This is a genomic window from Mesorhizobium sp. M4B.F.Ca.ET.089.01.1.1 (assembly GCF_004022605.1).
Classification (GTDB): Bacteria; Pseudomonadota; Alphaproteobacteria; order Rhizobiales; family Rhizobiaceae; genus Mesorhizobium; species Mesorhizobium abyssinicae.
Genome location: NZ_RZOS01000651.1, coordinates 1 through 2401, shown reverse-complemented (window position 1 = coordinate 2401; position 2401 = coordinate 1). Strand labels below are relative to the sequence as shown.

Below are 2401 nucleotides of genomic sequence, written 5' to 3'. Positions count from 1 at the left end.
GCCATGCCCGGGCGCTCCGTTCGTGGTAGGCTTGTGCTCGGTCACTCCCGAAACTTGCGCGAGAGCCGGTAGCGCATCGAACTCCCCCAGAAAACCGACGATGGCCCCGCCGCTTCCATGTTCTGCGACGAAGGCAGTGGCCATGCCGCCGACGTTTTTCGTGATGCGAAAGCCCTCGCGCTCCAGCAAGGCGATCTGTTCAGCGACCGAGCGATGCTCCTCGAAGGCCAGTTCCGGCATGGCCCAGATGCGGTCACTGAGCGCACAGTAGTCGTCGCTCTTGGTGTCCACACGCTGAGCAATTTCATAGATGCTCAGGCGGTCGTTGTGCATAATCCAGTTTCCTCGCTGTCGGATGCGCGCACTTTACGATCGCGCGGCTATGTAAACATGTCCGTTTCATCTGACGCATTGACACCTATATGGCGCCAATCACTAGGATGCGACGTCTGGTCGAGGCGCATAGACGCGGCTATGTGCCAGCGGTCACGTGGACGATGTGTCGATTGCTGTCCGGCAAGATAACGCGAGCATCCTCCAACACGATGCTGGTTCCATATTTTTTCGAACGTCGAGATAAATCTTCGAGCATAGACTTCGCCAGCTCTTTTGAAGCAGGAACAGGCACAATACGCTCATGATAAGCAACGCTATTAAGCCGCTGCTCACCCCCGAGCACGATTGGAACGAGGTCGATCGACTGCAAGAGGTTGTTGCCGTCGAAGCTGCATGTCGCGACCACGCTTTTCCAAATATCAGGTGAACTCCATTCGTCCTCACCATCGGGAAGATGAAATAGAAAATTTCCCAATCCATAGAAGATAGGCGCTCGACGGTAAATTTCGATCGGCTGCAGCACCGGTGCACCGTGGCTAGCAAACGCATTCGCTCCCGCATCAATGCAGGATTTCGCGAAGCATTGAACCCATTCGGGCACCTCGCTCCAATCGGGTTCACAATGGTGATGATGAAGGTAGGCGATGACAAAGGCACCGTCTGACGCAGCTTTTCGGATCGTGGTGAGCTGACGTTGCAAGCTCGCCACATCAATATCGATCCTGCGGCGATTCTCACGCGATCGACGAAAAATAGTTCCGTAGAAGTCTATCTCATCGGGCGATGTTTGCTTGCGCTGGTCGTGAGCGTCCCTGAGGTCGTTGGCAAAAATTCTCTGAATGGAAACCAGATGGCTGAATTTTTGATCGTCAACCTCCAATACCCGCGAGACGTCGAGTTTGTTCACCCCGGGTCGAGCGGGACGCGGACCAACCGCATTGTCACCATACACTATGGCTGCGGCGTCATCAGCGTAACTTATGGCTGGCACGGGGCCGGCATCCATTGCGACGAGGGCAACCTTCCTCTTGCCGAGTTGCATGATGCCGGCCTTACTCGCGTCGCTGGCATCCACGCCAATTCCTGCATGCAGAAATTCGCGCCTTTCTACTTCCTCAAGGGTAGACAGCACCCCCTGAGGCCCAAGATCAAATGCATGATTATTGGAAAGCGCCAGTGCGTTAAAGCCAATTTCTCTCAAACTGTCTAAGACGGCAGGTGGAGAGCACCCGAAATAGTAGCCTTTCATTGGAAATCCGCCATGCCGGCCGAGAATGGTGGTCTCCAAGTTCGTAAATGAAATATCGGCTTTTTGGATTAATTCTTTAATTTCGGCAAATCCCATATCCGATGCAGCTCGAAGATCATGGTAAATAAGAGACTGTCCAGTTAACGTAAGAGTGAACGGTGAAAGCATAATTCGAATTTGAACCCCTATCTAGCAAACGTTACCCCGAAGCGCTTTGATTGCGTTTTGCATGCAAACACTGGGGGGAATTGCAAAAATCGTCAATTTATTAAGTTTTTGTGACACCCTATTAATTTTACTGATATAGCAAGCAAAGGGATTCCGCAGGGACCCGCCGCTATAAATTCGGGCGAACGCAATGGAAGATGTCTCAGGCCGAAACAGCAGGGCTGGGTTCAGGTCCGCTCAGAGTTTTCGGGAGATCATAAGGACAGGCTCCACAAGGCGAGCCGCCAGGGAACTCGGGATTACCCAGTCAGCCGTAAGCCAGCATCTCAAGCTGTTTGAGGAGGCTGTTGGTGAGAAGCTTTTCGCGCGAGATTCCCGAGGCCTTATCCCCACCCCACACGCGATCGAGATTTACAATCGACTAGACAGATACTTTCAGACGCTAGGATGCATCGAGAAGGAAATTACCGACTCTTTCCGCACTCAGGAGAACCGTCTGACGATTGCTGCACCGCATATACTCTCATTAAAACTCATCCCCAAAATCATTCTTGCGCTCGACAATCTGGATCCGTCTCTAGAGTTTCATTTCAAGGCACAGCGATACGATGAGATAGCACAAAGCATAGTGACGGGAGAGGCCGATAT

General features: G+C 52.5%; 2 protein-coding genes and 1 pseudogene. 1 reads left to right on the top strand and 2 read right to left on the bottom strand.

Going from position 1 to position 2401, the window contains the following annotated elements:
- Together EN780_RS32220 and EN780_RS32215 are read right to left on the bottom strand one after the other, a co-directional pair.
- A pseudogene (locus EN780_RS32220) lies at positions 1 to 333 on the bottom strand (amidohydrolase); the annotation flags it as partial.
- A gap of 139 nt (positions 334 to 472) precedes the next feature.
- On the bottom strand, positions 473 to 1753 hold the full coding sequence (locus EN780_RS32215) for a CapA family protein (RefSeq protein ID WP_128276294.1): 1281 nt from the start codon (positions 1751 to 1753) through the stop codon (positions 473 to 475).
- A 190-nt stretch (positions 1754 to 1943) separates the two neighbouring features.
- On the opposite strand from EN780_RS32215, the gene EN780_RS32210 reads away from it, so the two are divergent.
- The coding region (locus EN780_RS32210; protein WP_133372814.1) for a LysR family transcriptional regulator at positions 1944 to 2401 on the top strand (458 nt) is incomplete at its 3' end.